This window comes from Flavihumibacter sp., from assembly GCF_036676075.1.
Lineage (GTDB): Bacteria > Bacteroidota > Bacteroidia > Chitinophagales > Chitinophagaceae > Flavihumibacter.
On record NZ_JAKFDQ010000006.1, the window covers coordinates 562654 to 576695 of the forward strand.

At 43.5% G+C, this 14042-nt stretch carries 6 protein-coding genes; 3 read left to right on the forward strand and 3 right to left on the reverse strand.

Going from position 1 to position 14042, the window contains the following annotated elements; all coding sequences use genetic code 11:
• Position 1: 1 nt before the first annotated feature.
• From V6M43_RS02455 to V6M43_RS02465, 3 genes are read right to left on the reverse strand one after another with little or no spacing between them, the layout of a single operon-like run.
• Positions 2 to 2728, reverse strand: a complete 2727-nt coding sequence (locus V6M43_RS02455) for a M1 family metallopeptidase (protein WP_332732446.1) — start codon at positions 2726 to 2728, stop codon at positions 2 to 4.
• 26 nt (positions 2729 to 2754) lie between these two features.
• Positions 2755 to 4164: a sugar transferase gene (locus V6M43_RS02460; protein WP_332732447.1), complete on the reverse strand. Its 1410-nt coding sequence runs from the start codon at positions 4162 to 4164 to the stop codon at positions 2755 to 2757.
• Between the two features lie 5 nt (positions 4165 to 4169).
• Positions 4170 to 5144: a Gfo/Idh/MocA family protein gene (locus V6M43_RS02465; RefSeq protein ID WP_332732448.1), complete on the reverse strand. Its 975-nt coding sequence runs from the start codon at positions 5142 to 5144 to the stop codon at positions 4170 to 4172.
• A gap of 224 nt (positions 5145 to 5368) precedes the next feature.
• On the opposite strand from V6M43_RS02465, the gene V6M43_RS02470 reads away from it, so the two are divergent.
• From V6M43_RS02470 to V6M43_RS02480, 3 genes are all read left to right on the forward strand, one after another.
• Positions 5369 to 8563 carry a SusC/RagA family TonB-linked outer membrane protein gene (locus V6M43_RS02470; protein WP_332732449.1) on the forward strand — a complete coding sequence of 1065 codons (3195 nt, stop codon included), beginning with the start codon at positions 5369 to 5371 and terminating at the stop codon, positions 8561 to 8563.
• A gap of 32 nt (positions 8564 to 8595) precedes the next feature.
• Positions 8596 to 10341: a RagB/SusD family nutrient uptake outer membrane protein gene (locus tag V6M43_RS02475; RefSeq protein WP_332732450.1), complete on the forward strand. Its 1746-nt coding sequence runs from the start codon at positions 8596 to 8598 to the stop codon at positions 10339 to 10341.
• 121 nt (positions 10342 to 10462) lie between these two features.
• A complete protein-coding gene (locus tag V6M43_RS02480; protein ID WP_332732451.1) occupies positions 10463 to 14032 on the forward strand; it encodes a VCBS repeat-containing protein in 3570 nt (1189 codons plus the stop codon).
• The last annotated feature ends 10 nt before the right edge of the window (positions 14033 to 14042 follow it).

Here is a 14042-nt window from a genome sequence, read left to right on the forward strand (position 1 = left end):
ATTATAATCCCAGTTTTGCAAGCATTTTTCTACTACTGACCTTCTGGATATCAATACTGAATGATATTGATTTGCCGAACTTCTTATCCCCCAGTATCGATTGGTTATAATTCCGGAATGGTTTACTCATGATAAAAGGTAAATAGATATTTACTATGTCGGAAAACAGGCTCACCTGTAATCCTGCATCAAATAATATCCTCCCATATTCATTCTCTTCATCCCAGGCTTCCGCATAACTGCCTATATCAGCAAATAATTTCAATGGTATCTTCACTGGCAGGAGCGACAGGGGATTATAACTGTCAGGAATATCCGCATTCAGATTAATGGCAGCAAGCCAGTCATCCGTTTTTCCGATCTTACTGCTTAATAAATCGGTGCGCGCTTTAAATCCACCATCACGCATCATTATCTGCTGGCTTTTCCACCCACTGTATTCATTTCGACCCACAAAATAATTGGAATAAGTATAATCCTCGTATCCATTCGCCCCTGTTAAATTAAGATGATATCTCTCTGTCTCCAGTTGTTTGGCTGTGGTAGCCGCACCATGGTAAATAAATTTTCCAGCAAAGAATCTTGTACTTAAGCCTTTCTTTTTAGTACCGTAATTGAAGAAATATTGGCCGGTAAATGCGATGCGGGTGAACTGGTTGTTTACATCAATATTCAGATCCATTTCATATGGATACAATGCCCGGTGATCGGCAGTATAGAGTGTTAGTTGCTGCAGACTTCTTCCTGCAGATAATTTACCGGTTGTATAAGTTGTATCTGCTCCGTCAATTATGGTATTGAAACTAAGACCATCTTCTCTGAAGAAAAAAGATCGCATTCGTATCCAGGTTTCTTTCTTTGATAATGCTGATCTTTCTTTAAGGGTCAGTTTAACAAAGGGTGACAACTTGTTATAATGGAGATTTATTTTTTCACCTTCCCCCTCATAACTATTTGCCGTGAACCTTGCTGCATTCAATCCAACACTTATGGAATGCAAAGAGCCTGAAGGATACCAGTTGTAGGAGAGATGTGCTAATCCCGTTATGGTTTTACTACCTGTGCCATACATTGGGGCTGCCAGAAATCTCAATCGTGGTAATGGGAATTGATAATTATGAATGGTAATGCCAGGCATTATTCCATCATAATGATTGTAACCGGCAAGAGGGCCAAAATTTATATACCTGAACTTATCCGTGTCTTTATTATTGAAGATCAATGCCAGCCTGGTAGTCTTTTTGCTGCTTTCTTCTAAAGTTTCATTGCTGCTGAGTGCCGACAAATGTTTACTGCTATTGCCCGCCATATTCATGATATGCTGTTGAAATTCCGCAGGGCCGGCATGCCTGAATTTATATTTCTGATACCATGTCCGGAAAATACTGTCAAAAAGGGGAGTACCAGTTTTCTTTTCCAGTTCCTCAAACCACCAGGCTGCTTTATAATAAGCCATCAATCCATAATTGGCACTATTGAAACTATCGGAGCTGGTTTGTATCGGCTGGCTTCTCTTAATGCTTTCAACTGCCCTGATCAATGAGCGTTCCGGCAATTCCCCGAAGCGATCCGCCATATCTTTTCCCTGCCTTAATGATTTACCATATTTTATTTTCCTGTAACGGTAATCGTAATAGGTATTCAATCCTTCATCAAGCCATGGCGCTGTTCTCTCATTATTGGCTATGGCTCCATAGAACCAGTTATGTCCGATCTCATGGGCGATGACCATATCAAGCATCATACTGTCATCGCTTTCATTAATAACCGTGATGGTGGGATACTCCATTCCACCGCTGCCTTCTCCCTGGTATCCACCAACAACTTTTACTACATCGTAAGGGTAATCACCGATCCATTCTGACCTTGTCCGGATAGCATCTTTCATATAGGAGATGCTGTTTTTCCATTGCTTTTCCTGCCCGGGTAAATAGTAGCTCCACAATTTTATTTCTTTGCCGCTACCGGTAACCATGGTGTCTTCAAGTATCTTAAAATCACGTGAAGCGAACCATGCGAAATCATGGATATTGTCCTGCTGAAATCTTTGTTCATTCTTTTGCTCTGATGGTTCTGCATTTCCGGTTGCTGCAATGATATATCCTTCAGGAGTTGTAATGGTGATGTCGTGATGGCCGAATTCACTGTAAAATTCACCCTGGTCCAGATAGGGCATAGGATGCCAGCCCGATGCATCATACACTGCCGGTTTAGGATACCACTGCGTGATTGCATAGAAACCTTTCTTCCTTCCGCTCCTCGAAAAAATGCGTGGAAGCTTTACATGAAAAGGTGTTGTGATAAGAACACGATGTCCTGGCGCCAGCGGAAAGGGAAGTATTATTTTAGCGATATCCTGGTGTTGCGGATGATCTTCCATAGCCGCAGTTATCCCATCAACTTTAAATTGAAGCCTGTTTATATAACCCTTGGCTGCTTCATCACTAAAATAAAAATCAGTCCGGTTATTGATGAGCAATTGCTCACTGAATGCTGTGCGGTCATTTTTGTAAGCATTGGGCCAGAGATGCATCCAGATAAAGTGAATGGTATCGGGACTGTTATTCTGGTAATTCATCTCCTGGAACCCATCCAATGAGTGATCTTTATCATTAAGCGTAACCTTTATTTTCTGATCAACCCTTTGCTGCCATTGATCTGTTTGAGACAGGAGCGGTGTATGAAATAAAATAGTTAGTAGAATACAGCAGAAGGTTTTTTCCATCATGATTAAATCCAGTTAATAATGGTCTTTTATTTTCCCTTACCGGAGAATATTATTCGTATAGTATGGAACATGATCTTGAAATCAAGTGCCAGTGATATGTTCTCAATATAAACAAGATCATACTTCATGCGCTGCAACATTTCTTCGAGGTTGCCTGCATAACCAAACTGCACCATGCCCCATGAGGTTAGTCCCGGTTTCACTTTCAGGAGATAACGAAAATAAGGATCGAGTTCAACTATCTGGTCAATATAAAATTTCCGCTCCGGCCTTGGGCCAACAAGACTCATTTCTCCTTTGAGAATATTGATGAGCTGTGGTAATTCATCAAGCCTCCATTTCCGCATTGTTTTACCCCAGGGCGTAATTCGTATATCGGTATCAGAGGAAAGTGCCGGACCATTTTTTTCAGCATCCTGCACCATCGACCTGAACTTAAGAATATGAAATGGTTTACCCTTGAATCCTATCCTTTCCTGGCTGTATATCACCGGGCCAGGAGAGGAGAGCCGCACCCTGATTGCTACATATAATAATAATGGCAATAAAATTATTCCGCCAATTACTGCTACAATAATATCAAGCAGTCTTTTAATATTCTGCTGCCAGGCGGGCATCAATCCATTATGGATGTCCGTTAACAGCGGACTGAATACATCATCTGTTCTTATTGAACCTGAAAGGATACTGATGGTACTCGGTATTAATTTTATCTCAACATCCTTTTCACTTAAACGCCGGAGAAACTGCTCCGTCTCAGCCTGTTTATTGCTTTCTAATGCCAGCACTACCAGGTCAATTCTTTGCTCGTCAATAATTTTTTCCATCTGGTCGGGTGTCCCAAACCAGGTTAGTTTTTTGCTTAATCCATTTGGCTGTTCAGCGAGGTAACCGGAATAATAATAGCCTGCATTCTGAAGTTGCTTGCCGGTTGCTTTATAAATATTACCTGCGGTCTGGTTATCTCCCACCAATATTGAATTGAAACGGATATCACCACGCAGCAACTGATTCTTAGCTTTCTGCAGCAGGATCCACCTCCCACCAAAAGTTGCCATGGTTTGTAAGGCCACGAAAGAAAAGAATACTGTATAATAATAGGAGAGAGATTTATCATCATCATTGAGCAGGATGGCAAAGAATATTACAGTACATCCAATGAGGCTGGCGATCAGCGTTAGGGTGAATTCACCCAGTCTTGATTTCTTGTAAAGCGAACGATAACTTCCGATAAGAAAATAAAAGATGACCCAGCACACAGGAAGAATTGCCCATCCTAAAAGAAAACCCGAATTGAATTGGGGCATGCCATTGTTAAAGGTCGGAAAGCCCAGCAGGTTATTTCGTATCAGGAAGAATACAAACCAAACCACTGCGGCAGCCAGGTAGTCGCTTATAGCGTACGCTGCCGGAGAAATGGGTTTGGATCTATTCATATTGATCAGGTGTTAATGGTATTATGCCTGATCTTATGAATGATCTGGTGCGCCACTTCCATTGCCCTGAAACCATCTACTTCAGAAACAATGGTGGGTGTATTATTCAGGATGGCATCCCTGAAATGTTCCAGTTCAAGTTTAATGGCATTTACCTCCGGTATCTGCGGATTGGCGACGGCGATGGTCTTCTTTCCTTTTGGTGTATCAATATCAAATTCAAACACATTTTCATCAGCGTCTGATTTCAATCGTATGACCTCCGTCTTCTTATTCAGGAAATCTATTCCAACATAAGCATCCTTCTGGAATACCCGCATTTTACGCATTTTCTTCATGGAGATCCTGCTGCTGGTAAGGTTAGCCACGCATCCATTATTGAATTCTATGCGCACATTGGCAATATCCGGCGTATCCGTCATAACCGCAACTCCGCTGGCCGAGATATGTTTCACTTCACTCTTCACCATATTCAGTATGATATCGATATCATGTATCATCAGGTCAAGTATCACGCTTACTTCCGTGCCGCGGGGATTGAACTGGGCAAGCCGGTGAACCTCTATAAACATAGGGTCGAGCCTGAGATTTTTAGTGGCGAGGTAGGCGGGATTGAATCGCTCAACATGCCCCACCTGCATCTTTACATTAGATTCCTTGACCAGCTTTACCAGCTCCCGCGCCTCTTCCATGGTATCGGCAAGGGGCTTTTCCACAAAAACATGCTTCCCATTCCTGATGGCCAGCTGGCACATTTCAAAATGATAGTTGGTGGGGGCAACAATATCTGCGGCATCGCAATGCTGAAGCAGCTCTACGGGGTCGGTGAAACGCCTGAGCTTGTATTTTTCAATTACCGCCTCGGCATTCTCATTATTGGGGTCATAAAAACCTACCAGGGCCACATCCTTGATCTCCTGCCAGTTGTTCAGGTGAAATTTCCCCAGGTGACCAACCCCAAATACTCCGATTTTAAGCATACTGCATTATTATTCCTTCAAAGATAAACAAGCGCGCTATAGCATCATTATAAAGCGTTAATTGCCTCATTAATGCAAACTAACATTCGTTATTGTGTTAATACACAATTCTTTACATTTTGGTGGAATTTTTATTAAAAAGAAATTGTTATTAAAAATTATTGTTAAATTGGGTCTGTCATTTTTAACAAGAAGCATTTTTACAAACCAACAACTGATTGCCAATGCCAAAGAGAATCACTATGCCATTAATGGCTAGACTACTCGCGTTTATGTTACTTTTCCTTGCATTTGATGCAAGCGCCCAAAAGCAAATCACCGGAAAATTACTTAACAGTTTGAACCAGCCTATCGTAGGTGCCACCGTTATGGTTAAGGGCACAAGGCAGGCTGTTGTGACTGATGAGCAGGGAAATTTTTCGCTTACGCTGCCTGCAGGAAGCAATGTACTGGTGGTTTCAAACATCGGTTATGCATCCAAGGAAATTACTGTTGGTGACCAGACCTCTCTATCTATTTCACTTGACCAGGATATATCAGGATTAAGTGAAGTGGTTGTTACAGGTTATAGTAGCCAGCAAAGAAAAAACATTGTGGGAGCGGTTTCCACAGTGAAGGGAGAGCAACTCGCGGCCGTGCAGACCGGTAACGTGGAGCAGCAGTTCCAGGGTAGGGTACCCGGATTGACTGTTATCACTTCTGGCCAGCCTGGAACGGTGAGCCAGGTGAGGATCCGTGGATTCGGATCATTCACCGGTAACGACCCTCTCTATGTAGTGGATGGTATCCCTACAACCAATATCGATTTCCTGAACGGAAATGATATTGAGTCCACAACCGTATTGAAAGATGCGGCTTCCGCATCTATTTATGGTGCACGTGCATCTGCAGGGGTTATCCTTGTTACTACTAAAAAAGGAAAGGCCAACCAGGGCCTGAGAGTAACGTATGACCTCAGCTATGGATATTCAATTCCCGGGAACGGAATTGATCTCCTTAATCCACAGCAGCAGGCTGATCTTACCTGGGCAGCACTTGCTGCGGCAGGCCAGCCTCTTACCCACCCACAGTATGGTTCGGGCGCTACACCCGTACTTCCCGACTGGCTGAAAGTTGGTAGTGAATTCGGTCTTTCCGGATTGTCAGCTAATGATCCCCGTCTTGACCCATCCAGATTCAATACGGATTTTGACAAGGGACCGGTTTACCAGGCCATCCGAGCTAATAAAGCAGGAACTGACTGGTATGATGCATTAACTGAAACAGCACGTCTTCAGAACCATACCCTCGGCTTCCAGGGCGGTAATGAAAATGCAAAGTATTATGCTGGTATCTCTTACTATGATGAGAAAGGAACGGTATTGAACACCTATGTGAAAAGGTATTCTCTCCGCCTTAACTCAGAATTTAAAGTGAAGCCAAACATTCGTTTCGGGGAGAACTTCCAGTTCACCTTCCGCGAAAACCCCAATATTGGTGGTCCGGCCGGTGAAAATGATATCATGTTCGCCCTAACCATCAACCCGCTTATTCCTCTTTATGATGAAGCTGGTGGTTTTGCAGGAACAACAGCTCCAGGTTTCAATAACTCCACTAACCCGGTTGCACGTCGTATCCGCTCAAGAGATAACAAGGGTTATAGCTCTGCTGCCTTTGGTAACCTCTATGCAGAAGTGGATTTCCTCGAGCATTTCACCGCCAGGTCCAGTTTCGGTGGAGCATTCTTCAATTTCCAGAACAGGTTCCTGAACTACAGGACCTATGAGAATTCTGAAAATGTTGGTAGCTATACTTTTGGTGAAGGAGCAGGTAACGGCGGTGGCTGGACCTGGACCAACACCATCCGTTATGGTCAGGAGATAGGAAAGCACAACATTAACTTCATCGGCGGTATCGAAGCCATTGCTGATGGTTATTTCCGTGGTCTCAATGGTAGTGGTCTGAACCCATTCACTATCAACCCAACTTATCTCACAATTACTAATACTGATGCAAGCGGCCGTTTCGTAGGAAGTGGTGGTAACCCACTCACTAAACTATTCAGCCAGTTTGGTAAAGTAGATTATAGTTATGATGACCGCTATCTTTTCAGTGGTACCTTAAGACGTGATGGTGCTTCTGTATTTGGCGAAGACAATCGTTATGGTATTTTCCCGGCCGTTTCAGCTGGTTGGAGAATTACTGAAGAAGCATTTATGGATGGTACAGACTGGCTTAATGAATTGAAGATCCGTGGTGGATGGGGTAAAATGGGTAACTCCCGTATCAGCCCTAACAACCTCTTCAATACTGCCTCTTCCAGTCCAACAGTTGGTTATGATATCAGTGGCGCCAATTCCAGCACATTGTCTGGTCTTGCTCTTTCTGGAATCGGTAACCCGAATGCAAAATGGGAAGAGAATACAACGATCAACATCGGATTTGATGGTACCCTGTTTGAGAACAAACTTGATATCATATTCGACTGGTACAAGCGTAAAACAAAGGATCTGCTTTATCGTGATAACCTTCCAGCAACAGTTGGACAGGCAACACGTCCTTTCGTTAACATCGCCTCCATGGAAAACAGCGGAGTTGACCTGATGCTGACCTATAAGGGACGCGCCAGCAAATTCCGTTATGAAATGGATGCCATTATCACCAAGTATAAGAATGAGATCACCAAGGTTTCTGAAGGAACTGATTTCTTCTCTGTGAACTTCACCAACCGTATTGGTGGTGGTGATATCCGTAACGCAGTAGGACAACCGGTTTCAGCCTTCTTTGGTTATAATGTTATCGGACTGTTTGCTGACCAGGCTGAAGTAGATAAATTACCTGACCAGGATGGTGCTGCACCCGGCCGCTTCATTTATGAAGATATCAATGCTGATGGCAGGATCAATGACCTTGACAGAACTTATATCGGAAACCCTAACCCCGATTTCACTTATGGTTTCAATGCCCGCCTCATGTATGGCAATTTTGATTTCGAAGCATTGTTCTATGGTGTATCTGGTGGTGAGGTATTGAACTTTACTAAATGGTTCACTGATTTCTATCCATCATTTGCCGGTATCGCTAAATCTACACGTGTACTTGATGCCTGGACGCCTGATAACAGGAATACAAGTGTACCAAGGTTTGAAAACGTATCAAACTTTAGTACAAATGGTATATTGAATTCTTATTATGTAGAGGACGGCAGCTATTTCAGGATGAGGAGTGTCAAAGTAGGATACACTTTGCCTAAAACCATGCTGAACAGGATAGGATTGGATAAACTGCGTTTCTTCCTTCAGGGTACTAACCTTTTCACTATTACGAAATATACAGGTACTGACCCCGCAGTAAGTGGTGTTGATACCAACTTCGGAGTGGATATTGGTAACTACCCGGTAAACAAGCAGGTTGTATTCGGCTTAAGTGTTGGATTATAAAAGAATACAGTTAACCTCAAAAAAATACTACAATGTTCAATAAGCGAATCAAATACATATCAATTTTTTCACTGGCATCCGTCCTCAGCCTGGTAGGCTGTAATAAGGATTTCCTCAACCAATCTACCACGGGACTGCTCACCGAGCAGGAAGCACAAAGCTATAAAGGTGCGCAGCAATTCCTGATCGGAACTTATGCTGCCCTGAAGGGAAGTGGATGGGAAGGCGGCGGATCCAACTGGGTATATGGCAGCATTGTTGGTGGTGAAGCCAACAAAGGATCTGATGCCGGTGATCAGGCCAATATCGTGCCTATCCAGCAGTATGCAGCTCTCCCTACCAATAACTATTTTGGTATAAAATGGGGTGCCTTATATGAAGGAATATCCAGGGCCAACGCTACTATCAGGATCCTGAATAACCTTACCGATGCGGATATCCAGCCAGCTGAAAAAACACAGTTAACAGCTGAGGCGAGATTCCTTCGTGGATATTATCACTTTGAGGCAAAGAAAATGTGGAACAAAATTCCTTATGTTGATGAAACTATAACAGTAGCAAATGCCAGGGTTTCAAATGCAGAAGATGCATGGCCACGCATTATGGAAGATCTTGATTATGCTCGTCAGAATCTGATGGAGAAACCTAATGCAATTGGAAGGGTGAACAATTGGGCTGCACACGTTATGTATGCAAAAGCCTTGTTGTTCCAGGGTGATTATACCGCTGCCCGTCCGATCCTCACAGATGTTATTACCAATGGAAAGAACTCTGCAGGAACTGCTTATGCACTGGCACCGGCTTTCCATGATCTTTTCAATGCCGACAGGGAAAACGACCCTGCTGTAAGAGCTGAGACTGTTTTTGCTTATGAGGCATCTATCAATGATGGTTCTGGTGGTATCAATGCCAACTACGACCAGGTATTGAACTTCCCTTATAATGGCGGTCCCGGCGGTTGCTGCGGCTTCTTCCAGCCTTCATTTGAATTCGTGAATTCATTCCGTACCAATGCAACGGGTCTTCCTCTGCTTGACGGTTCTTATAACACTGGTGCCAACCAGGTAGTAAATGACCAGGGTATTGAATCAGATGATCCTTTCACTACCGATGCCGGAAACCTAGATCCAAGACTCGACTGGACCGTTGGTCGCAGGGGTATTCCATATCTCGACTGGGGTCCGCATCCCGGTAAGATCTGGATCCGTGACCAGGGTAATGGCGGACCTTATGCACCAAAGAAGAATGCATACTATAGAGACCAGGCCGGTAAACTTACAGATGGTACCAACTGGGCTAGTGGTCTTACTGCCATTAACTACAAGATCATTCGTTTTGCTGATGTACTCCTGATGGCCGCTGAAGCTGAAATTGATGGTGGTGGTTCTTTGGAAAAAGCCCGTGAATATGTGAACCTGGTTCGTGCGAGAGCAGCTAAGCCAGCAACATTTGTTCCAACAACTGCTGCTAAATATGTTATCTCAACTTATCCCACACCATGGACTGATCAAGCTGTTGCCCGCACTGCTGTTCGTTTCGAGCGCAAGCTTGAACTCGGCATGGAAGGCCATCGTTTCTTTGACCTGGTACGCTGGGGTGTTGCAGCAGAAACACTCAATGCATTCCTGAACTATGAGAAGCCTAAGCTTAGTGCCGGTTATGGTTCTGCAACCTTTGTTGCCGGAAAAAACGAGTATTTCCCAATACCACAAGCACAGATAGATCTGCATACTTCAGGTGGCACATCCACCCTGGAGCAGAATCCTGGATATAATTAATAGAACAGATCATATGATCCGTGTTCTTTATTGACAAAGAAAAGGGCAGATAGCATCTGCCCTTTTCTATTAGAGCGGCATGCTATTAATGGTTAAATTCGATGCGAAAACTTGCCACAAAATGAAGTTTTATATCTCTTTATTCCTCCCTATCCTGATCCTTGCATCCTGCAATAACCGGAAAGACCAGGTCTTTCATTTACTTGATCCCGAAGACTCAGGCATCAGCTTCACTAATACCATAACAGAATCTGATTCGATCAATATCCTCGACCTCGAATATGTTTATAATGGGGGCGGCGTGGCCATTGCAGATTATAACAACGATGGTTTACAGGATATCTTTTTTACCGGAAACATGACCGGCAATAAGCTCTACCTAAATGATGGTAAGATGCACTTTACAGATGTTACGGAATCGGCAAAACTGCAGGCCGCGGGAAGATGGTCAACAGGCGTGGCTGCTGTTGATATCAACAATGACGGATTGATGGATCTCTATGTTGGAGCATCCATTAAAAATGATGCCTCCCTCAGGGCTAATATGCTCTTCATCAATAAAGGAGCCGATGCTGAGGGTAAGCCTGTTTTTGCTGATGAGGCAGTTGCTTATAATGTAGCTGATACAGGGCATACAACCAACGCGGCCTTCTTTGACTACGATAATGATGGTGATCTTGACCTTTATATTCTTACCAATAAAGTAGGGGAGGACAGATATCCTAACCAGTATAAAAAGAAAAGAATAGATGGTTCGGCTGAAAATACCGACAGGCTCTACCGCAACGATTGGGATTCCCTTAAAGGTCATCCCGTGTTCACCAATGTTTCCCGCGAAGCAGGAATTCTTATTGAAGGTTATGGACTCGGACTCAATATCACCGACATAAATAAAGACGGATGGAAAGATATCTATGTAACCAATGATTTCCTTTCAAATGATATCCTGTGGATCAATAACCAGAATGGAACTTTTACCAACCTGGCCGCTGAATATTTCAAACACACTTCCTATTCGGCCATGGGTAATGATGTGGTAGACATCAATAATGACGGTCTTGTTGATGTGATTGCAGTAGATATGCTACCCGCATCCAACTATCGCAAGAAAATGATGATGGCCGCAAATAACTACCAGAGTAATATTAATAACGAAGAATTCAATTACCAATATCAATATGTCAGGAATACCCTGCAACTTAACCAGGGTATGGCCATTGACAGCAATAATAAATTGACTCACCCTGTATTCAGCGATATCGCTTTCATGGCCGGAGTAGCTGAAACAGATTGGAGCTGGGCACCTCTTGTAACGGATTTCGATAATGATGGTTTCAGGGATATGATCATCACCAATGGTTACCCGAAAGATATTACCGACCGCGATTTTATGACCTACCGTGTATCAGCCAGTAAGATCGCCCCAAAAAATATGTTACTGGAACAGATACCGGAAGTGAAACTGCATAACTATGCTTTCCGCAATAATGGTAACAGTACCTTTTCAGAAGTTAGCGAAGAATGGGGATTAGGTGATCCAACCTTCTCCAGTGGAGCTGCCTATGGTGACCTCGATAATGACGGTGATATGGACCTTGTGATCAATAATACCAACCAGGTTTCCATGGTCTATGAAAACAGAACGGATCATGACAATGAAAAATCCAATAACTATCTCCAGCTAAAATTTGAAGGATCTGCACAGAACCGTGACGGCATTGGTGCATGGGTGGAACTCTATTACGGCAAAGGGAAAATGCAGGTGTACGAACATACACCTTACCGGGGCTATCTTTCCAGTATGCAAAACATAGCCCATTTTGGGTTGGGAGAATTTTCTCAGATTGATTCTTTGCGGGTGAAGTGGTGGGACGGCAGCTCGCAATTATTGCAGAACGTGGCAACCAAACACTTACTCAAACTGAAACAATCCGATGCAAAGCAATCATCGTTTCCCATAGAGCAACCAATAGCGCAATCACTGTTTAAAGATATTACTGCTGAAACCGGCCTCTCTTATATACACCAGGAACACGACTTCACTGATTTCAATATCCAGAAACTATTGCCACATAAACTCTCGGAATATGGACCAGCATTGGCTGTTGGCGATATAGATGGTAATGGAACGGATGATATAATCGCCGGCGGATCTTATTCCTACAGCGCTATGAAATTAGTGCAGGGCATTGATGGTAAATTTGTATCATCACCCTTGTTACCCGGCGCCGATGGTACCACAAAAGCCTGGGAAGATATGGGACTTCTTCTTTTTGATGCAGATGGCGATGGCGACCCTGATCTCTACACCACCAGCGGCAGCTATGAGAATGAACCCAATTCCAGATTTTACCAGGATAAGTTTTATCTGAATGATGGTACGGGAGGATTCACTATAGATTCAACGGCTATCCCCCAAAACTTTACCAGCAAGTCATGCGTGCGGGCTATTGATTATGATAAGGATGGCGACCTCGACCTTTTCGTGGCAGGTAGAGTAGCACCATGGAATTATCCAAAACCCGTATCAAGTTTTATATGGCGCAACGATACCAAGAATGGTAAAGCTTCCTTTACTGATGTGACCGCTCAGATCGCTGCAGGGTTAAAAGATGTTGGTCTTGTATGCGATGCACTCTTTACTGATTTTGATAATGATGGTTGGACCGACCTCATTCTTGCAGGCGAATGGATGCCGCTGAAATTTTTCAGAAATGAGCAGGGGAAATTCAATGATGTTTCCTCAAAATCAGGCATCAATGATAAAACAGGATTCTGGAACAGTATTACTGGCGGCGATTTTGATGGTGATGGTGATATCGATTATATAGCGGGAAACATGGGATTGAATTCTTTCTACCGTGCAAACGAGAAACACCCCGTGCGCATCTATGCAAAAGATTTTGACAATAATGAAAGTTTTGATGCCATCCCCACTGTATACCTTCCCGGTAAAGACGGAAAATTAAAAGAATACCCTGCCCAAACCAGGGATGATCTTATCAAACAGATCATAAGCCTCAGAGGAAAATTCCAGAACTATAATCTCTTTGCTGATGCAACCATCGATAAATTATTTACACCGGAAGATCTGAAGACGGCATTAGTTCTTAATGCCAACTACCTTGAGTCAGCTTTTATCCGCAACAACGGCAAGGGAGTATTTGAAATAGTTGCACTTCCCACGGCGGCACAGGTAGCACCCATCAAAGGCATGGTTGCGGAAGACTTTGATGGTGATGGTGCCCTCGACATAGTAATGAATGGAAATGATTATGGAACGGAAGTTTCGGTGGGAAGATATGATGCCTTCAATGGCCTTTACATGAAAGGAGATGGAAAAGGCGGATTTTCACCCATGCAGATCAATCAATCAGGATTTTATATTCCCGGAAATGGTAAGAGCCTCGTGAAGCTCAGGAAGCAGGGAGGAGCCACGCTATTGGCCGCAGCGCAGAACAGGGGACCCGTAAAGATTTTTGAATGGAAGAATGCACCTAAGTGGATACCAGTGGAACCCGGTGACAACTATGCTGAACTCACTTACCAGAACGGCAGGAAACAGAAAATGGAATTACATTATGGATCATCATTCCTCTCCCAATCGGGGAGGTTCATCAATGCAGGTAAGAATCTGAAGGAGATCAAAATGGTGAATGCAAAAGGAAATAACAGGATAGTATCTTTTTAATAATCAGAGC